At 68.3% G+C, this 18005-nt stretch carries 16 protein-coding genes; 10 read left to right on the top strand and 6 right to left on the bottom strand.

Annotation, left to right across the window (positions count from 1 at the left end; all coding sequences use genetic code 11):
* The first annotated feature begins 50 nt into the window (after positions 1 to 50).
* Both BUA54_RS15325 and BUA54_RS15320 read left to right on the top strand, forming a co-directional pair.
* Positions 51 to 617 carry a YqgE/AlgH family protein gene (locus BUA54_RS15325; RefSeq protein ID WP_072858139.1) on the top strand — a complete coding sequence of 189 codons (567 nt, stop codon included), beginning with the start codon at positions 51 to 53 and terminating at the stop codon, positions 615 to 617.
* 63 nt (positions 618 to 680) lie between these two features.
* Positions 681 to 2612 (top strand): cation:proton antiporter domain-containing protein, encoded by a 1932-nt coding sequence (locus BUA54_RS15320; RefSeq protein ID WP_072858138.1) that lies wholly within the window; start codon positions 681 to 683, stop codon positions 2610 to 2612.
* Here the strand turns inward: BUA54_RS15320 and BUA54_RS15315 are convergent.
* Positions 2609 to 3157 (bottom strand): TlpA family protein disulfide reductase, encoded by a 549-nt coding sequence (locus BUA54_RS15315; protein ID WP_072858137.1) that lies wholly within the window; start codon positions 3155 to 3157, stop codon positions 2609 to 2611. The two genes, BUA54_RS15320 and BUA54_RS15315, sit on opposite strands and share 4 nt — an antisense overlap.
* Positions 3158 to 3173: 16 nt before the next feature.
* Here BUA54_RS15315 and argH point away from each other — a divergent pair, with 16 nt between their 5' ends.
* The 5 genes from argH to BUA54_RS15290 all read left to right on the top strand — a co-directional run bounded on the left by argH (position 3174) and on the right by BUA54_RS15290 (position 9263).
* A complete protein-coding gene (argH, locus tag BUA54_RS15310) occupies positions 3174 to 4562 on the top strand; it encodes an argininosuccinate lyase (RefSeq protein WP_072858136.1) in 1389 nt (462 codons plus the stop codon).
* Complete coding sequence (locus BUA54_RS15305; RefSeq protein ID WP_072858135.1) at positions 4559 to 4822, top strand: hypothetical protein; 264 nt, start codon at positions 4559 to 4561, stop codon at positions 4820 to 4822. Before argH ends, BUA54_RS15305 begins: the two co-directional genes overlap by 4 nt.
* 22 nt (positions 4823 to 4844) lie before the next feature.
* Positions 4845 to 5162, top strand: coding sequence for a DUF2834 domain-containing protein (locus tag BUA54_RS15300; protein ID WP_072858134.1), 318 nt, complete (start codon positions 4845 to 4847; stop codon positions 5160 to 5162).
* A 128-nt stretch (positions 5163 to 5290) separates the two neighbouring features.
* Entirely contained in the window at positions 5291 to 6556 is a 1266-nt protein-coding gene (gene lysA / locus BUA54_RS15295) for a diaminopimelate decarboxylase (protein ID WP_072858133.1), read from the top strand.
* Between the two features lie 58 nt (positions 6557 to 6614).
* Complete coding sequence (locus tag BUA54_RS15290) at positions 6615 to 9263, top strand: DUF4175 family protein (RefSeq protein WP_072858132.1); 2649 nt, start codon at positions 6615 to 6617, stop codon at positions 9261 to 9263.
* 43 nt (positions 9264 to 9306) lie between these two features.
* Here BUA54_RS15290 and BUA54_RS15285 read toward each other — a convergent pair whose 3' ends face one another.
* Positions 9307 to 10248, bottom strand: a complete 942-nt coding sequence (locus BUA54_RS15285) for a zinc-ribbon domain-containing protein (RefSeq protein ID WP_072858131.1) — start codon at positions 10246 to 10248, stop codon at positions 9307 to 9309.
* A 170-nt stretch (positions 10249 to 10418) separates the two neighbouring features.
* Between BUA54_RS15285 and BUA54_RS15280 the strand changes: the two genes are divergently transcribed.
* The 3 genes from BUA54_RS15280 to BUA54_RS15270 are packed head-to-tail and all read left to right on the top strand — an operon-like array spanning position 10419 to position 12774.
* The gene (locus BUA54_RS15280; protein ID WP_072858130.1) at positions 10419 to 11090 is read left to right on the top strand and encodes a cell division ATP-binding protein FtsE; all 672 of its coding nucleotides are present in this window, start codon (positions 10419 to 10421) and stop codon (positions 11088 to 11090) included.
* Positions 11087 to 12004, top strand: a complete 918-nt coding sequence (locus tag BUA54_RS15275) for a cell division protein FtsX (protein WP_425434980.1) — start codon at positions 11087 to 11089, stop codon at positions 12002 to 12004. The genes BUA54_RS15280 and BUA54_RS15275 overlap by 4 nt, the downstream gene beginning before the upstream one ends.
* A complete protein-coding gene (locus BUA54_RS15270; protein ID WP_072858129.1) occupies positions 12001 to 12774 on the top strand; it encodes a lysophospholipid acyltransferase family protein in 774 nt (257 codons plus the stop codon). The genes BUA54_RS15275 and BUA54_RS15270 overlap by 4 nt, the downstream gene beginning before the upstream one ends.
* 86 nt (positions 12775 to 12860) lie before the next feature.
* On the opposite strand, the gene BUA54_RS15265 is transcribed toward BUA54_RS15270, so the two are convergent.
* The 4 genes from BUA54_RS15265 to BUA54_RS15250 all read right to left on the bottom strand — a co-directional run bounded on the left by BUA54_RS15265 (position 12861) and on the right by BUA54_RS15250 (position 17945).
* Positions 12861 to 13823, bottom strand: coding sequence for an acetyl-CoA carboxylase carboxyltransferase subunit alpha (locus BUA54_RS15265; RefSeq protein WP_072858128.1), 963 nt, complete (start codon positions 13821 to 13823; stop codon positions 12861 to 12863).
* 101 nt (positions 13824 to 13924) lie between these two features.
* A complete protein-coding gene (locus BUA54_RS15260; RefSeq protein ID WP_072858127.1) occupies positions 13925 to 14881 on the bottom strand; it encodes an L-malyl-CoA/beta-methylmalyl-CoA lyase in 957 nt (318 codons plus the stop codon).
* 88 nt (positions 14882 to 14969) lie between these two features.
* The gene (locus tag BUA54_RS15255; RefSeq protein ID WP_072858126.1) at positions 14970 to 16328 is read right to left on the bottom strand and encodes a sensor histidine kinase; all 1359 of its coding nucleotides are present in this window, start codon (positions 16326 to 16328) and stop codon (positions 14970 to 14972) included.
* Positions 16329 to 16493: 165 nt separating this feature from the next.
* The gene (locus BUA54_RS15250; RefSeq protein ID WP_072858125.1) at positions 16494 to 17945 is read right to left on the bottom strand and encodes a hypothetical protein; all 1452 of its coding nucleotides are present in this window, start codon (positions 17943 to 17945) and stop codon (positions 16494 to 16496) included.
* Positions 17946 to 18005: the final 60 nt, after the last annotated feature.

The raw sequence follows: 18005 nt of genomic DNA, 5'->3' as shown, positions 1-18005 counted from the left end.
CGCGCCGTGATCCCCTTGCACCGCGCTGCGGGGGCGCGCATCATCCGCCCATGGACCGGATAGAGACCCTTTGCGGCAAACTGCTGATCGCGATGCCCGACATGGGCGATCCGCGGTTCGCGGGCTGCGTGATCTACATCTGCGCCCATTCGGACGAGGGCGCCATGGGGCTGATCGTGAACCGCCCCAAGCCCGACATCGAGTTCGCGGCGCTGCTGGACCAGATGAAGATCCGCCGCAGCCCCGCCTGCCGTGATGTGGCCATCCACGTGGGCGGCCCGGTCGAACGGGCCCGCGGCTTCGTGCTGCATTCGATGGACTACGCGTCCGACGGCAACACCATGGACGTGGCCGACGGCATCGGCATGACCGCGACCCGCGACGTGCTGGAGGCGCTGGCCACCGGCGCCGGCCCGACGTCGTCGCTCCTCGCCCTTGGCTATGCGGGCTGGGGTCCCGGCCAGCTGGAGGCTGAACTGGCCGAGAACGGTTGGCTGACCGGTCCCGCCGATACCGCGATCCTGTTCGGTCCCGACGCGCCCGGCAAATGGGCCGCAGCCCTGCGGCTGATGGGCGTGGCGCCGCAGATGCTGTCCGGGCAGGGCGGTCGGGCGTGACCGGTCTGGCCGCAGCGGCTGATCTGTCTTAAGCTCCGGCGACGTTCGCGCAAGGACCCCCCGATGACCAGCATCCTGCTTCTCGCCTTCCTCTTTCTCGTGGCAGGGGTCATTGCCGTGCCGCTTGCGACCCGCGCAGGTCTGGGGTCGGTGCTGGGATACCTGATCGCCGGCATCGCGATCAGCCCGGCGCTGGGCGTGCTGCAGGTCGACGTCGTGCAGATCCAGCACTTTGCCGAATTCGGTGTCGTGATGATGCTGTTCCTCGTCGGGCTGGAGCTGGAGCCGGAAAAGCTGTGGGACATGCGCGGGCGGCTGCTGGGGCTCGGCGGCGGTCAGGTCGTGCTGACCATGCTGGCGGTGATGGGCGCTGGCGTCCTTTTCGGCCTGCCATGGACCGTGGCGCTGGCGGCGGGGTCGGTGCTGGCGCTGTCCTCGACCGCCATCGTGTTGCAGACCCTGACCGAGAAGGGGCTTCTGAAATCCGATGGCGGGCAGGCGAGCTTTGCCGTGCTGCTGACGCAGGACATCGCGGTCATTCCGATGCTGGCCCTGCTGCCGCTGCTGGCGATGCCGGGGGCGGGGCACGGGCCGGAAGCCGCGCATGACGCGGGCATGAGCCTCGTCGCCGACCTGAACGGCTGGCAGACGATGCTGGTCACGCTGGCCGCCATCGCCGCCGTGGTCATCGCGGGCCGCACCCTGACCGGCCCGGTCTTCCGCTTCATCGCCAAGGCCGACCTGAGAGAGCTCTTCGTCGCCGCCGCCCTGATGATGGTCGTGGGCATCGCGCTGCTGATGTCCCTCGTCGGCCTGTCGCCGGCGCTGGGCACCTTCATCGCAGGGGTTGTGCTGGCGGGCAGCGACTACCGGCACGAGCTTGAATCCGACATCGACCCCTTCCGCGGCCTGCTGCTCGGCCTCTTCTTCATGTCCGTGGGGGCGGGCATCGACTTTGCGCTGCTCTTCGACCAGTTCGCGCTGATCCTCGGGCTGACGGTGGGGCTGATGGCATCGAAAGCGGCAATCCTGCTGCTGCTGGCATATCTCTTCAGGCTCGAACTGACCGACCGCTGGCTCTTCGGCCTTGGGCTGGCGCAGGCGGGGGAGTTCGGCTTCGTCCTGCTGTCCTTCGTCGTGGCGGGCAACATCATGCCCGCGGCCCTCGCGGACCAGTTGCTGCTCGTCGTCGCCCTGTCGATGCTGCTGACGCCCGCGCTTTTCATCTTCCACGACCGCGTCATCCTGCCGCGTGCCGCCAAGGGCGTCGCCCGTGCGCAGGACAGGATCGAGGCGCCGGCGGAGGTCATCATCGCGGGCCATGGCCGGGTCGGCGGCATCGTGAAGCGCATCCTCGAAGGCGGCGGCTACGCGCCCACGGTCATCGACTATTCCGCGGCGCAGATCGACACCCTGCGGATGTTCGGCCTGCGCGCCTATTTCGGCGATGCCACCCGCCCCGACATGCTGGAAGCAGCCGGAATCCGCACCGCGCGAATGCTGGTGGTGGCGATCGACGACCGGGAGAAGGCAACGGAACTGGTGGCCTACGTGAAGGAACACTTCCCTCACGTCCACGTCATCGCGCGCGCCCGCGACAGGCACCACGTCTACGAGTTGTTTCAGGCCGGTTGCCGGGACATCGTGCGGGAAACCTTCGACAGCTCCGTCCGGATCGGGCGTTCCGCTCTTGAAGCGCTCGGCATCGACCACGAGACCGCCGTCGCCATGGCCGAAGGCTTCGTCGCGGACGATTCGGCGCGGCTGATCGTGATGGCCCCGGTCTTTGCAGAGGTCGGCGGCAATCCGATGGACCCGCGCTACCTTGAAAAGACGAAGGAACTGATGGCGTTGCAGGACCAGATCTATGCAGAGGTCGGGCCCAGCTTCGGCCTGATGCGCGCACGGATGGCGGCTGCGGGCGACGACGTGGACGAGATCGCGCGGCGCAACGGCGTCGCGCTGTCGCCGGACGATCCGGTGCCCGGTCGCTAGTCCGCCGCGACCGCCGACAGGATCGCCTGCGCGCTGTCGGACGACCAGTCCGCATCGCCCTGCAGGCGGGCAACCTCGCGCCCCTCGGCGTCGAGAATCACCGTGATCGGCAGACCGAGGACGCCGAAGGCGCGGGCCATCTCCTGCCGGGGGTCCGTCGCCTTGGGCAGGGAGGTGACGCCGATCTCATCAAAGAAGCGGTCGATCGCTTCCGGCGGGTTGCGGCCCGTGGCGACGGTCAGCACGGCGATGTCGTCGCCCATGGCGTCCTGCAACGCGGCCAGATGCGGCATCTCCTTGCGGCAGGGGGCGCACCAGGTCGCCCAGAAGTTCAGCAAGACAGGCTTGCCGGCATAGTCGGCCAGCGTGGCCTCCGTCCCGTCCTCGGCGGTAAAGGTCACCTCCGGCGCGGGCGAGGGGTCGGATGCCACGACAAGCTTGCGCATGTCGCCATCTTTCAGCGCCTCGAGGTCCGCCTCCGCGTGGGCCGCGTTTGCAAGGATCGCGAGGCCCGTATAAAGCAGGGCGGATTTCAGGGCTTTCAAGGGGCGCGTCCTTCTCATGACCAAAACTGCGAACACGATGTGGGGCGGCCGTTTCGCCGCGGGGCCGGACGCGATCATGGAGGCGATCAATGCCTCGATCGGGTTCGACCGGCGGCTCGCGGCGCAGGACATCGCGGGCTCTCGGGCCCATGCCGCCATGCTGGCGGCCACGGGCATCATCAGTGATAGCGATGCCGCGGCCATTGGTGAAGGGCTGCTCACGGTTCTGTCAGAGATCGAAGGCGGAACGTTCCAGTTTTCCACGGCGCTGGAAGACATCCACATGAACGTCGAGGCGCGGCTGAAGGAGGTTGTGGGCGAGGCCGCGGGCCGTCTCCACACGGCGCGGTCGCGCAACGATCAGGTGGCCGTCGATTTCCGCCTTTGGGTCCGCGACCAGTGCGATGCGGCGGACGAGGCCCTCGCGGCGCTGCAAAAAGCGCTGCTGGGGCAGGCCGAGGACGGGGCCGACTGGGTCATGCCCGGCTTCACGCATCTTCAGGTCGCGCAGCCGGTCACATGGGGCCACCACATGATGGCCTATGTCGAGATGTTCGCCCGCGACCGGTCCCGCTTTGCCGATGCCCGCAAGCGGATGAATCTCTCGCCGCTGGGGGCCGCGGCGCTGGCAGGCACCTCCTTTCCGATCGACCGGCACATGACGGCAGAGGCGCTGGGCTTCGACGGACCGATGGCCAATTCGCTCGACGCGGTCAGCGACCGGGACTTCGCGCTGGAGTTCCTCGGTGCCGCGACGATCTGCGCGGTCCATCTCTCGCGTCTGGCCGAGGAGCTGGTGATCTGGTCGTCGGCCCAGTTCCGCTTCGTCAAGATGTCGGACCGCTGGTCGACGGGCAGCAGCATCATGCCGCAAAAGCGCAACCCGGATGCCGCCGAGCTGATCCGCGCCAAGATCGGCCGCATCTTCGGCGCGAACGTGGCGCTGACGATGGTGATGAAGGGCCTGCCGCTGGCCTATTCCAAGGACATGCAGGAGGACAAGGAACAGGTCTTCGACGCCGCCGACAACCTGATGCTGGCGCTGGCCGCGATGGCGGGCATGGTGGGCGACATGACCGCGAACCGCGACAGCCTGAAGGCTGCGGCGGCGACAGGCTTCTCCACCGCCACGGACCTTGCCGACTGGCTGGTGCGCGAATTGGGCCTGCCGTTCCGCGAGGCGCACCACGTCACCGGATCGCTGGTGGCGCTGGCAGAGGAGCAGGGCTGCGATCTGCCGGATTTGTCACTTGCCCAGATGCAGTCCGTGCATGATGGTATCCGGCAGGATGTCTTCGATGTGCTGGGGGTCGGGAACTCCGTCGCCTCGCGGACGAGTTTCGGCGGGACCGCCCCCGCGCGGGTGCGCGAGGCGGTGGCCCAGTGGCGGAAGGTGCTTGGATGATCAGGACGGGCGTGACGGCAGCCATCGCGGCCATGGCCCTTGCCGGCTGCGGCGCGCAGGGCGACCCCGTGCGCCCCGGCACGGCCGCGCAGGCCGCCGTCCCGGCGCGGCCGGGACCGACGATGAACGCGGGGGTCGGGATCAGCCCCAACGGCGTCTCGCCCGGCGTGTCGCTGGCGGACGGAATCGGGCGGCTGTCGCTGGGTCCGGGCGGCGTCCGTCTGGGGGCGGCGGGCATCCCGCTGAGCCTCGGGCTGTGACGGGATCGGGCCGGTGAAGGACATGTCGCCCTTGCGCTGGGTCTGGGCGGCGCTCGCCGTCTGGGGCGCGATCCACCCGATGTATTGGTTCGTGACCTGGTTCCGCACCGAGGGCTGGTCGCTGGACCGCATGATCGACGCCTGGTACGTGAATGCGGCGACGACGGGCCTGACCTGGGACCTGACCATCGCCGCGATCACCCTGACCGTCTGGGTGCTGGTCGAGGTCGCGGTGCGGCGCAACTGGATCGCCCTGCTTGCGATCCCGGCCACGTTCTGCATCGGGGTCAGCTGTGGCCTGCCGCTCTATCTGTTCCTGCGGGCGAAACCGGTGCGCTGAGGACGCCGGACGACGCTGTTTGCCGCATGCGCGGCAAAGGCGCCCCGCCCGCCGTCCCCGGCGACGTTCCGCCCTTTTCTGGCGCCCCTGTTCTGCTATGACCGGCCTCAGACTGTAGGGGACGGCTGATGGATCACTTTCTGTATCGCGACGGCACGCTTTGCGCCGAGGACGTGGCGCTGAGCGAGATCGCGGCGCAGGTCGGCACGCCGTTCTACGTCTATTCCAGTGCCACTCTGCTGCGGCATTTCCACCTGTTTGACACCGCGCTGGCGGGGATGGATCACCTCGTCTGTTTCGCGATGAAATCCCTGTCGAACCAGGCCGTCCTGCGCCTGCTGGCAGAAGCGGGGGCGGGGATGGACGTCGTCTCTGGCGGGGAATACGCCCGCGCCGTCGCCGCCGGCGTGCCGCCGGAGCGCATCGTCTTTTCAGGCGTCGGCAAGACCCGGGCCGAGATGCGGCAGGCGCTGACGGGCGGCATCCGTCAGTTCAACGTCGAGAGCGAGCCCGAGATGCGGGCGCTGAGCGAGGTGGCGGTGGAGCTGGGGCAGGTGGCGCCGATCACGATCCGCGTCAATCCGGACGTGGACGCCAGGACCCACGCCAAGATCGCCACCGGCAAGTCCGAGAACAAGTTTGGCATCCCCATTGCCCGTGCCCGCGCGGTCTATGCCCTTGCCGCCGACCTGCCGGGGGTGGAGGTCATCGGCATCGACGTGCACATCGGCAGCCAATTGACGGACCTCGCCCCCTTCGAGGCGGCCTACCTGAAGGTGGCCGAGCTGACGGAGCAGCTGCGCGCCGACGGTCACACGATCCGCAGGCTGGATCTGGGCGGCGGGCTCGGCATCCCCTACGCCCAGACCAACGAAGCGCCCCCCAGCCCGCAGGACTACGGCGATCTGATCCGCCGCACCGTCGGCCACCTCGGCTGCGAGATCGAGATCGAGCCGGGGCGGCTGATTTCCGGCAACGCGGGTCTGATGGTGTCGCGCGTCATCTATGTGAAGGAGGGGGCAGACCGGCAGTTCCTGATCCTCGACGGGGCGATGAACGACCTGATCCGCCCGGCCATGTACGAGGCCCACCACGACATCGTGCCCGTGGTCGAGCCCGCGCCGGGGGCGGAGCGCGCGACCTACGACATCGTAGGCCCGGTCTGCGAAAGCGGCGACACCTTCGCGAAGGGGCGGACGATGGCGCAGGTCGGTCCCGGCGACCTCGTGGCCTTCCGCTCCGCCGGGGCCTACGGCGCGGTGATGGCGTCGGAATACAACTCGCGCCCCCTGATCCCCGAAGTGCTGGTCCAGCGCGATCAATTTGCAGTCATCAGGGCGCGACCGACCTTTGACGAAATGATCGCGCGCGATATGATTCCGGCGTGGCTGTGATCCTGTCGGTCACGTCGCCGCGCAAGGGAGAGGCCCGCTGACCGATCACCGCACCGACCTGCCGCATCTGGACCGTCCCGTCGCGCTGACCCGTCTGGGGCTGGTGGCGGAGCGTGCGACGCGGGCCTTCTGGCCGTTGTGGAGCGTGCTGTTCGTCATCCTTGCCCCGCTGATGTTCGGCTGGCAGGACCGCATGAGCCTCGAGGTGTTCTGGGGCTTCGGCGTGGTTGCCCTGCTGGCGATCGGTGTGACGCTGGTGCGCGGGCTGCGCGCCTTTCGCTGGCCCACCCGGGCCGAGGCACTGGCCCGCGTCGACGCCAGCCTGCCGGGCCGTCCCATCGCCGCGGTGCGCGACACGCAGGCCATCGGCGCGGGTGATCCGGCGTCTCAGGCCGTCTGGGCGGCGCATCTGGCGCGCATGCGACGGGCGACCGAAGGGGCGCGGCCGGTGCAGCCGGACCTCAAGGTATCCGACCGCGACCCCTACGGGCTGCGCTATACCGCGTTGCTGTTCTTCGTGGTGGCGCTGCTCTTCGGCTCGGTCCTGCGCGTGGGGTCGGTGGCAGAGATCGCGCAGACCGGCGGCGGCGGTGCGCTGGCGACCGGCCCGGTCTGGGAAGGCTGGGTCGCGCCGCCTGCCTATACCGGCAAGCCGACGCTCTACCTCAATGACATTCCGCCCGGCCCGCTGTCCGTGCCGCTGGGGTCGCAGGTCACTCTGCGGCTTTACGGCGAGGTCGGCGCGCTGACGGTGGCAGAGACGGTGTCCGGTCGCACGACCGACATCCCGCCCGCGTCCGAACCGCAGCAGACCTTTACCGTGACACGGGCCGGCCGCGTCGCCATCGACGGGCCGAATGGCGCGGCCTGGGATCTGGCGATCCTGCCCGACACCGCACCCGAAGTCAGCCTGACCGCCCCCGTCGATGCCGACGCCATGGGCGAGATGAACCAGGCCTTTGCCGCCAATGACGATTACGGCGTGGAAAGCGGCACGGCGACCATCGCCCTCGACCTTGACGCTGTCGATCGCAGCTACGGCCTTGCCGTCGATCCCGATCCGATCGAGCCCATCGTGCTGGACCTGCCGATGCCCTTCGGCGGCGACCGTGCCGATTTCGACGATGCCCTGATCGAGGATCTGTCGCAGCATCCGCTGGCCAACCTGCCGGTCACGATCACGCTGCAGGTGACGGATGCGGCGGGTCAGACCGGCAGCAGCCTGACGGAACCGATGATCCTGCCGGGCCGGCGCTTCTTTCAGCCCACTGCCAAGGCCATCGTCGAACAGCGCCGCGATCTGATGTGGTCGCACAGCAACGCGCGCCGCATCGTGCAGGTGCTGCGCGCCGTCTCCTACGAGCCCGATACGCTCTTCACCAGTCAGACGCCCTATCTGCGCCTGCGCCAGATCATCCGCCAGCTCGACCAGTCCGACCGCACCGGCCTGACCGAGGAAACGGCGGCCGAGATCGAGCAGGCCCTGTGGGATCTGGCGATCCAGCTGGAGGACGGCACCCTCGCCGACGCCCGCGAGCGCCTGAAGCGCGCGCAGGAGCGGCTGGAAGAGGCGATGCGCAACGGTGCCTCTGACGAGGAGATCGCCGAGCTGATGCAGGAGCTGCGCGAGGCAACGCAGGACTACATGCAGATGCTGGCCGACCAGATGGACCCGAACGCGGACCAGACCGATCAGGCGCAGACCTCCGAGAACACGATGGAGCTGAGCCAAGACGAGCTGCAGGCCCTGATGGACCGCATCGAGGAACTGATGCAGGAAGGCCGCATGGCCGAGGCGCAGCAACTGATGGATCAACTGAATTCCCTGCTGGAGAACATGCAGATCACGCAGGGCGACGGCAGCGGCAGCGGGCCGCAGACCCCCGGCCAGCAGTCGATGCAGGATCTGGCCGACACCCTGCGCGACCAGCAGGACCTGTCCGACGAGGCCTTCCGCGAGATGCAGGAGGGTCAGCAGGGCCAGCAAGGGCAGCAAGGTCAGGGTCAGCAGCAAGGCCAAGGACAGCAGCAAGGCCAAGGACAGCAGCAGGGGCAGGGTCAGGGACAGCAGGGACAAGGGCAGCAACCGGGCCAGAATGGCCAAGGCCAGCAGCAAGGCCAGCCCGGCCAAGGTCAGAACGGCCAAGGTCAGAACGGCCAGACACAGAACGGTCAGGCACAGGACGGTCAGGGCGCCGGATCGGAACAATCGCTGGCAGAGCGTCAGCAGGGCTTGCGCGATGAACTCAGCCGCCAGCGCGGCGCGCTGCCCGGCCTGCCGGGAGAGGCGGGGGATGCTGCGCGCCAGTCGCTCGACCGCGCCGAAGGCGCCATGGATCAGGCCGAGCGGGCCCTGCGCGACGGCGACATGGGGCAGGCCATCGACCGGCAGGCCGATGCCATGGACGCCCTGCGCGACGGCATGCGCGCGATCGGAGAAGCGCTGGCCCAGAACGACGGACAGGAGCCGGGGCAGGGCAATGCGGACGGCAACCAGACCGGTCAGGTCCAGCCGGGCCGCCGTGACCCGCTCGGGCGGCAACTGGGCAGCACCGGCCAATACGGCACGGACGAGAACCTGTTGCAGGGCGATGACGTCTATCGCCGGGCAGAGGAACTGCTGGGAGAGATCAGGCGCCGCTCTGCCGAACAGGACCGGCCGCAGGTCGAGCGGGACTACCTCGACCGGCTGCTCGACCGGTTCTGAACGGCGGCACGACCTGCAGACATTACACGGAAAAGGGCTGTGATCAGGCGCCGGTATCGCTTGCCGCCAGCAGGCTTTGCACCTGCGCGTCAAGCCAGAGGCGCCCTTCGTTGACCGTGGCGACGTAGGACGTCAGCGGATCGGCCAGAGCGGGCACGCTCGCCGCGATGTCCTCGGCGAAGATGTAGATCAGCGCCAGCGCCACGATCACCGCCAGCGTGCCGAAGAAGCCGCGTCGTCCGCTTTTGCGGGCCTTCACCTGTTCCGCGTGCCGCAGGGGCAGGGCGTCACGCTCTGCACTGGACCGCAGGGTGGAATTGATTTCCTCGATATCCGGGAAGAGTTCGCGCCGCCGCCCGGTCTCGGGTGCGGGGGCCACCGCGACCGCCACCGGTTCCGGTCGTGGGTCGCGGGGCGCTGTCTCGACCCTGCGCACCGCCGTGGGCGTGGTCGCGGGGCGGGCGGGTTCCGGGTCGCGCAACCCCAGATCATGCTGCTGTTCCAGCCCGCCGCTGCCTTCGGACCGGCGCGCCGCTTCCTCGCGCGCCGCTTCTTCGCGCAGGATGTCAGCGATGGACGGATCAAGGGGCGTGCGCGCCTGCGGACGGACCGGCGGCACGGCAGGCTCCGGCTCTTCGACCGGCGATGGCCGCCTGACAGCGGGCCCGACCGGACTTCCGGTCCGGCCATGACCCTCCGGCCGGGTGTCTGGCTCTGCCTTCGCGGCTGTCCGCACGGGTGCCGCAGGAGGATCCGGCCGGGTCACCGGCTGTTCCGGCGCCGGAGCGTCATCCGGGGCCTGCTCCTGCTCCGGTTCCGGTTCAGGGGGCGAGGGCTCCGGGTCTTCCATCAGGGCAGAGGGTGCGGCGGCGCTTTCGAACCACGCGTGACCGCAATTCGAACACTGGACGTCGCAGCCTTCGTCGGGGATCAGGTCGCCATCGACTTCGTACTGTGCGCCACAGTTCGGGCAGATCAGCCGCATCGAATCCATCCTTTGCACGCCAGTGCAGGCCACTGCGGCCGTCTTCTTCCCCCGTTTCTAGCAAGGGGGACGCCGCGCGCCAAGGTTTGCACGGGTTATTCGCTTGATTGCATTGTAACCTGTTGCAGATTTGGGCAAAAGACACCCGAGCGGGGGGCAAGGAGACGCGCGTGATCGAGCTATCTGACGTAGCCTACAGCTATGGCGGCGCGCAGCTGTTCACGAATCTGACGCTGGCGCTGACGCCGGGGTCGTTCCAGTTCCTGACCGGCCCGTCCGGTGCCGGCAAGACGACCCTGCTGAAACTCTGCTACGGCGATCTGCGCGCCACCGCCGGTCGCGTCAGCCTGTTCGGGCAGGATGCGGCGACCATGTCGCGCGACGATGTCGCCATGGCCCGGCGCCGGATCGGCGTGGTGCATCAGGATTGCCAGTTCCTCGACCATCTTCCGGTTGCCGAGAACATCGCCCTGCCGCTGCAGGTCTCGCAGCGCGCCGCGGAAGCGGACGGCAACCTCGACGAGCTGATGGCCTGGGTGGGGCTGTCGGGGCAGGCGCAGCAACGCCCCCCGGAGCTGTCGGGCGGCGAGCGTCAGCGCGCGGCGCTGGCGCGGGCGGTCATCACGTCGCCCGACGTCATCATCGCGGACGAACCGACCGGCAATGTCGACTGGGAGATGTCGCAGCGCCTGCTGACCCTGTTGGTCGAACTGAACCGCATGGGCAAGACGGTGCTGATCGCGACCCATGACATGAACCTGATCCGCGCCGCCAAGTCCCAGGTCAGCGCCCATGTCCTGCGCCTCAAGGACGGGCGCCTGCAGGCCGGGGTGGCGCTGTGAACGCGCGCGGCACACCCGGACTGCGGCGCGCGCTGGCGCTGCTGGTGGGCGACCCCAGTGCCGACCGGGCCGTGCCGCCGACGGGCTTCACCGCGCGGCTGACGGTCTTCACCGCCGGGGCGATGGCGTTCCTCGCGGTCTTCGCGATCGCCTTTTCGCTGGCGACGGGACGTCTGGCAGATCGCTGGTCGTCGGAACTGGCGCGCACGGCGACGCTGCGCATCTCTGCCCCGGCGGATCAGGCGGATGCACAGGTCGGGCGCGCGCTGACCGTGCTGGAACAGACCCCCGGCGTGGCGACCGCCCGTGCGCTCGACGATGACGAGGAACGGGCCCTGCTGGAACCGTGGTTCGGCCCGGACCTGCCGCTGGATACCCTGCCGATCCCGCAGCTGATCGAGATCACCGAAACGGCGGAGGGTTACGACGCCACCGGCCTGCGCGCGCGCCTGCAGGCCGAGGTGCCGGGGGCGGTGCTGGACGACCACACCCGCTGGCGGGTGCCGCTGGTCGCGGCGGCGGAGCGTCTGCGGACTTTGGGCTGGGTCGCGCTGCTGCTGATCGGGGCCGCCACCGCGGCGATGATCACGCTGGCGGCGCAGTCGGCGCTGTCCGCCAACGCGCAGGTGATCCGCGTCATGCGCCTTGTGGGCGCGCGGGACACCTACATCGCGGGCGCCTTCGTGCGGCGCTTTACCCTGCGGTCCGGGCTGGGCGCCGCCATTGGCACGGCGCTGGGACTGGTCGCGGTGGCCGCATTGCCGGATGGCAGCGACGCCTCCGGCTTTCTGACGGGGCTGGGGTTCCGGGGGGCGGGCTGGCTGGTGCCGCTGCTGATCCCGCCGCTTGCCGCGGTCACCGCCTTTTTCGCCACCCGGGCCGCGGCCCTGCGCACGCTGAGGTCTCAGGCATGACAGACGCTCTTCAATGGATCCGGTCGCTGGTCTTCACCATCGTGATGTATCTGCTGATGGCGGTCATGGGCATCGTGTTCCTGCCCTACGCGCTGATCGCCCGCGACGGCGCGATGAAGACCTGCCGCATGTACGCCCGCGCGGTGATCTGGCTGGCGGGCTGGATGATCGGCCTGCGGTTCGAGCTGCGGGGCACGCCGCCCGTCACCGGCTGCATGGTCGCGGCCAAGCATCAGTCCTTCATGGATGTGATGTTCATCTACCAGCTGCTGCCGCGCCCCCGATTCATCATGAAACGCCTGCTGCTTTACGCGCCGGTGCTGGGCTGGTTCGCCTATCGCGCCGGCTGCATCCCCGTGGATCGCGGCAAGAAGGGGCGCGCGATCAAGGACATGCTGGCGCGGGTCAAGGCGGGCGACGCGGCCCCCGGTCAGCTTTGCATCTACCCGCAGGGCACCCGCGTCGCGCCGGGGGCGATCATGCCCTACAAGAAGGGGACGGCGGCGCTTTATGCGGAACTGGGGCAGCCGGTGGTGCCCGTCGCCACGAACATCGGCGTGTTCTGGCCCAAGCGCGGCATCTATCGCAAGCCCGGTACGGCGGTCTTCGCCTTCCTCGACCCGATCCCGCCGGGCCTGCCCCTGCGCGCCTTCCTGCATCGGCTGGAGGTCGCGATCGAAGGGGCATCGGACGATCTGGCACGCGAGGCAGGCTTCCCGATGCCCGACCGCCCGCTTCATGCGCCGGAGGAGGACGGCACGCCGGTCTGACGTTCGGCTACGGCTTTTGGGGGCAGAGGGGGCGCTGCCCCCGGCTGCGCCTCCCCCGAGGTATTTGGAACGAGAAGAAGGGGGCCTCAGGCGGCGAGGCCCTTCTTGCCCAGACCCAGATACTTCTGGCGTCGGTCGAGGCGCATCTTGTCCTTCGCCACCTTCTCGAGGTCGGTCAGGGCGGTCGTCAGTGCCGCGCCGACGGCCTTGATCGCGGCGTCGGGATCCCGGTGGGCGCCGCCCGAGGGTTCCGGGATGATCATGTCGCAGACACCCAGTTCCTTCAGGTTCTGCGCCGTCAGGCGCAGGGCGGCGGCGGCCTCCTGCGTCTTGGCCGCGTCCTTCCACAGGATCGAGGCGCAGCCTTCGGGACTGATGACCGAGTAGATCGAATGTTCCAGCATCAGCACGCGGTTGGCAGTGGCAAAGGCCACGGCGCCACCAGAGCCGCCTTCGCCGATCACGACGCTGACCAGCGGCACGGACAATTCGAGGCAGGCCTCGGTGGCGCGGGCAATGGCTTCCGACTGGCCACGCTCCTCTGCCCCCTTGCCGGGATAGGCGCCGGGCGTGTCGACCAGCGTGACGACCGGCAGGCCGAACCGGTCAGCGAGCTCCATCAGGCGGATCGCCTTGCGATAGCCCTCGGGGCGGGCCATCCCGAAGTTGCGGGCGATGCGGGACTTGGTATCGTGGCCCTTCTCGTGGCCGATCACCACCACGGACCGGCCGTCGAACCGTGCGAGACCGCCCATCACCGCGTGGTCGTCGGCAAAGTTCCGGTCGCCCGCAAGCGGGGTGAAATCGCTGAACAGCGCCGCGATGTAGTCCTTGCAGTGGGGGCGTTCCGGGTGGCGCGCGACCTGACATTTGCGCCAGGGCGTCAGGTTCGCATAAAGCGAGTTGAGCAGGTCGCGGCTCTTCTTATCGAGCGCGGCCGCTTCCTTCTCGATATCCATCTCGGCGTTCTCGCGCGCCATGGCGCGCAGTTCTTCCGCCTTGCCTTCGATTTCGGCCAGCGGTTTTTCGAAGTCGAGATACTGGGTCATGGAAACGCCTTCATTGCCTGACGCCGATATAGGCGACGTGCGCCCCGATTTGCAATGGCGGGTGCCCCCGGCCGTCGTTTGTCCGGCGCGATGGCGGCGGGTCAGCCGGCGATCATCTCGGACTGCCGCACGATCACCTCTGCCTGCTTGATGCTGGCGATGTCGACGAGGCGCCCCTTGTAGACGGTCGCCCCCGCGCCGCGGGCCTTCGCCGCGGTCATCGCGGCGAGGATTTCGCGCGCCTCTGCGACGGCGGCGTCGGAAGGCGTGAAGACCTCGTTCGCCAGCGCGATCTGGCGCGGGTGGATCGCCCATTTGCCGACCATGCCCAGCGTGGCGCTGCGGCGGGCCTGCGCGCGGAAGCCGTCGTCGTCGGAAAAGTCGCCGAAGGGGCCGTCCACCGGCAGGATCCCGTGGGTCCGGCAGGCGGCGACGATGGCGGTTTGCGCCCAGTGCCACGGGTCGCCATAGTGCCGGTGACCGCCCTGCAACATATAATAGTCGTCCTGCGTGCCGCCGATCCCGGTCGTCTGCATCCCCATGGAGGCCGCGAAATCCGCGGCACCCAGACTCATCGCCTGCAGGCGGGAAGAACTGGCCGCGATCTCGTTCACATGGGTCAGGCCCGCGGCGGATTCGATGATGACCTCGAACCCGATGCGGCGGGCGCGGCCCTTGGCCGCCTCGATCGCCGTCACCAGCGCGTCGACGGCGTAGACGTCGGCGGCGCAGCCGACCTTGGGGATCATGATCTGGTCCAGCCGGTCGCTTGCCCGTTCCAGAAGGTCGACGACATCGCGATACCAGAACGGCGTGTCGAGGCCGTTGATCCGCACCGACAGGTGCTTTGCCCCCCAGTCGATGTCACCGATCGCCTGAATCACGTTTACCCGTGCGGCGTCCTTGTCGCCCGGCGCCACCGAATCCTCCAGATCGAGGTTGATCACATCCGCATCCGAAGCCGCCATCTTGGCGAAGAGCCTTGTCTGGGAACCGGGACCGAACAACTGGCAGCGGTTGGGGCGGGCAGGCGGGGTCGGTTGCAGACGGAAAGACATGGATGAAGTGCTTTATTTCATTTGATGTTCATATTTGGATAGATTGTTGCGCATCGGATCGCAAGCATCCTTTTGCAGGTGCAGCAATTCAGTGGGATGTGACGGATGGTCCATCAGGCGACGCCGCGACGGGGATGAACATCTGCATCGTCGTGCCGGATCGGGACGTCCGGATGTCGAGCCCGCCGCCCATGCTGTCCGCGACGCCGAAGACCATCGACAGGCCCAGACCGGTGCCCTTGCCGACCTCCTTCGTCGTGAAGAACGGGTCGATCACGTATTTCAGGATGTCCGCCGGGATACCGCTGCCGGTGTCGGTGACCTCGTAGGCCACGTAACGTCCGCATTGCAGTACCCGCCCGCCCGCAAGCGGCCGGCTGCGCAGGACATCGATGACATGCCCCGACAGCGTGACGGTCCCGCCGGGCGGCGTGGCATCGACCGCGTTCAGGACGAGGTTCAACAGCGCCGTCTCGATCTGGTTGGCATCCACGTTGATCGTCGGGGCATCGGCGATCTGGCCCAGCGTGAACCCGATCCGGGACGGCACCAGATGGTCTGTCAGGATCTGCAGGCTGGCCAGCGGCGCGTTGGCGTTGGTCGCCGTCAACGTCAGGGGCGTTTGGCGGGCATAGATCAGGATCTGCGCCACGATCCGGGCGGCACGCAGGCTGGCCGCGTGGGCGGCGGCGATGACCTGATCCTTCTCGGCGTCGTCGGTCAGATGTTCGTACAGTTCGAGGTTGCCGGAAATCGCCGTGATGATGTTGTTGAAGTCATGCGCCACACCGCCCGCCAGCTGACCGAGGGACGCAAGCTTCTGCGCCTGAAACGCCTGTTGATCCGCGAAATTGCGGGCGATGATCCGGCGTCGGGCCCCCAGCATGGACTGGGCCAGATAGAACAGCAGGGTGAGCCAGCTGGCCACGATCCCGACCTGCGCCAGCGGGCTGGACAGTTGTGGCAGGACGATGCCAAGGACGACCAGCATCGCCGTCAGGACGACCGCGATGTTGCCGTAGATCATGAACGGGGCGGTGTCGCCCCTGTGCACCAGCTGGACCAGCTGCGCGCCGATCAGGCCCGCGCCCGCCAGAAACAGATTGCGGTCCAACTGGCTGAAGGTCCAGGCGGGCAGCCAGATGAAGGTCGCCGCATTCAGGATCACCAGGCATTGCGCGATCCGGCACTGCACCAGCGACACCCGCGGCCGCAGGCTTTTGGCATAAAGCCACAGCCCGCCGTATCCCGCGATGTAGATCATGGCCCACCAGACGCCCACCCACGTTTCCGCATAGATCGAAACGAGGCCACCTGCGATCGGCACCCCGACCAGACGCGTCACGACGTCGTGGACCGAGGCGTATTCGAGGGACAGGATGCGATCGACTTCGAGCCTGTATCCCTGCGCATCAACGGCGAGCCATACGTTCTTGGGTCTCGGCATGGCTCGGCACTTCTGAAGGAGCGACACGCTCCTAAAATGAAAACTGGCAAGGGAGTGTCTGCGGTGCGCATGAAAATACAGACACCGGGCCCGCGAATCAACGTTCTTCTCGATCGGGCTGACCGCGTGTCCCGCCCTGCAAGGCGGCACGGCCGGAGGGTCGCTTCAGAACCAGTGCCAGCTGATGCCCAGAATGAGGATGCCCGACGCCAGCGCCAGCGTGATCACCCCGAACAGACCGTTCCACCTCAGGCTGACCGTCACCGGGCTGCGGTCGAGAATCGCAGAGACATAGGTCGCCGTCGTCGCAAGGGGGGCAAGGCAGACGGTCAGCGTCCACCCGGTGAGCAGTGACAGCAGCGCCGCCTGTTGCGAGATCAGCGGCGTGCGCACCATGAACTCCGCCAGGATCACGACAGAGATGATCGGGTGCAGCCCCAGCATGGCCGCCAGCAGCGTGACCCAGGCCAGCGCCAGCGCCAGCGCGACCGGCCCGCCCAGATCGACGACTGCCTCCAGCACCGGGTCCAGCGCGTGCTGCGGGACCAGCGCCACCAGCAATGCACCGATCAGACCGGCAAGGGCGAAGACGCCGATCTCGTTCACGTAGCGCGGGGCATTGGCGGTAAAGTCGCCGACCAGCCGCGCCGGGCCGCGGGTGCCGTGCCGGACCATCGACCAGATCACCGCGTAGATCGGCACTACGCCGACCAGCACTTCCTGAAAAGAGTAGGGCAACAGATGGTCGCCGCCGATCACCAGCAGCGCCAGCCCCACCAGATGCCCCAGCACGGCCAGCAGCCCCAGCCCGTCCCCCGGCGCGGGCGGCACCGCGACCGGTTTCGGAAAGACCGGGAAAAGCCGCCGCTCGACGATGTCCATCACCCCGCCGACGATCAGGAACAGGGCGGCAAAGCCCAGCCCCCAGGGCGCCGCATCCCGCCAATGCACCTCTGTGAAGATCAGCAGCAGCGTGTTCAGGGCGATGCCGAAGGGCGACCAGAAGGCGATGGTGGCAAAGCCCCGCACGATGGCGGTGACGATCCGGCGTTCGCGCACGTCATGCACCGCCGGGCTGACGGCGCTGACCGTCTCCAGCCGCCGCTGACCGGCCAGCGTCATCTCGATCAGCAGGCCAAGCCCGCCGAGGTTCAGCAGCACGCCAAAGAGGTTCCCTCCGATGCCGAGCGAGACATAGCGCCGGGACGGCGGCTGGTTGGCAAGGAAGGCGCCCGCCGCCTGAAACGCCGGATCGCGCGCGGCGACGAGGCGCAAGAAGATCAGCGCGATCAGGATCGAGGTCAGGAACGACACCCGGCCGCCCGCCACCGCAAGGTCCGACGGGCTGAGGCTGTTGCGGAACAACCCCCACAGGGCGATCAGCAGCGCCACGGCCGCGAAGGACCGCACGATCGCCGTCGCCCGGCGCAGGTTCATCGCGATGAAGACGAGGATCAGCGTGGCGCTGACCGTGGCCAGCATCGGCGAAGCGCTGGCGAAAGAGACGATGTAGGTGAAGAATCCCGCCGCCAGCAGCGCGGCCCCGGTCGTGGCATGGCCCCCCGGTGGCGTGGCCCGTGGCGGGGCGATGACGTCGTCCGTTGTCTGGGTCGCCATGTCCGCCCTGTTCCGGCCCGCAGCCGCCCCGTATCCCGTCCATCACCGCCGGATCCTGCC

Origin of the sequence: Loktanella atrilutea (assembly GCF_900128995.1) — a bacterium.
In the GTDB taxonomy this organism is placed as follows: Bacteria; Pseudomonadota; Alphaproteobacteria; order Rhodobacterales; family Rhodobacteraceae; genus Loktanella; species Loktanella atrilutea.
Note: the sequence above shows the minus strand (reverse complement) of the source record. Positions and strands in the feature narration are given on the sequence as shown.

Bases quoted from the DNA above. Each gene is read 5' to 3' on its own strand.
- BUA54_RS15325 (WP_072858139.1), top strand. From the start codon at position 51: ATGGACCGGATAGAGACCCTTTGCGGCAAACTGCTGATCGCGATGCCC.
- BUA54_RS15320 (WP_072858138.1), top strand. From the start codon at position 681: ATGACCAGCATCCTGCTTCTCGCCTTCCTCTTTCTCGTGGCAGGGGTC.
- argH (WP_072858136.1), top strand. From the start codon at position 3,174: ATGACCAAAACTGCGAACACGATGTGGGGCGGCCGTTTCGCCGCGGGG.
- BUA54_RS15305 (WP_072858135.1), top strand. From the start codon at position 4,559: ATGATCAGGACGGGCGTGACGGCAGCCATCGCGGCCATGGCCCTTGCC.
- BUA54_RS15300 (WP_072858134.1), top strand. From the start codon at position 4,845: ATGTCGCCCTTGCGCTGGGTCTGGGCGGCGCTCGCCGTCTGGGGCGCG.
- lysA (WP_072858133.1), top strand. From the start codon at position 5,291: ATGGATCACTTTCTGTATCGCGACGGCACGCTTTGCGCCGAGGACGTG.
- BUA54_RS15285 (WP_072858131.1), bottom strand. From the start codon at position 10,248: ATGCGGCTGATCTGCCCGAACTGTGGCGCACAGTACGAAGTCGATGGC.
- BUA54_RS15270 (WP_072858129.1), top strand. From the start codon at position 12,001: ATGACAGACGCTCTTCAATGGATCCGGTCGCTGGTCTTCACCATCGTG.
- BUA54_RS15265 (WP_072858128.1), bottom strand. From the start codon at position 13,823: ATGACCCAGTATCTCGACTTCGAAAAACCGCTGGCCGAAATCGAAGGC.
- BUA54_RS15260 (WP_072858127.1), bottom strand. From the start codon at position 14,881: ATGTCTTTCCGTCTGCAACCGACCCCGCCTGCCCGCCCCAACCGCTGC.
- BUA54_RS15255 (WP_072858126.1), bottom strand. From the start codon at position 16,328: ATGCCGAGACCCAAGAACGTATGGCTCGCCGTTGATGCGCAGGGATAC.
- BUA54_RS15250 (WP_072858125.1), bottom strand. From the start codon at position 17,945: ATGGCGACCCAGACAACGGACGACGTCATCGCCCCGCCACGGGCCACG.